General features: G+C 49.0%; 1 rRNA gene. It reads right to left on the reverse strand.

The window, feature by feature from the left end:
- Window positions 1–43: 43 nt before the first annotated feature.
- A 23S ribosomal RNA gene (locus IEQ44_RS16285) occupies window positions 44–249 on the reverse strand; the annotation flags it as partial.

Genomic DNA, 249 nt, shown 5'->3' on the forward strand with positions numbered 1-249 from the left:
CATTTGCAGTACATTGTGCAACACTGTAGGGTAGTAGGGTAAAACTAACCTGTCTCCCGACGGTCTAAACCCAGCTCACGTTCCCTATAAGTGGGTGAACAATTCAACGCTTGGTGAATTCTGCTTCACAATGATAGGAAGAGCCGACATCGAAGGATCAAAAAGCCTCGTCGCTATGGACGCTTGGCCGCCACACGCCAGTTATCCCTGTCGGAACTTTTCTGACTCCTCCCGCTTAAACCCCAAAAA

The sequence above is a fragment of the Nocardioides malaquae genome, assembly GCF_015070385.1.
GTDB lineage: Bacteria > Actinomycetota > Actinomycetes > Propionibacteriales > Nocardioidaceae > Nocardioides > Nocardioides malaquae.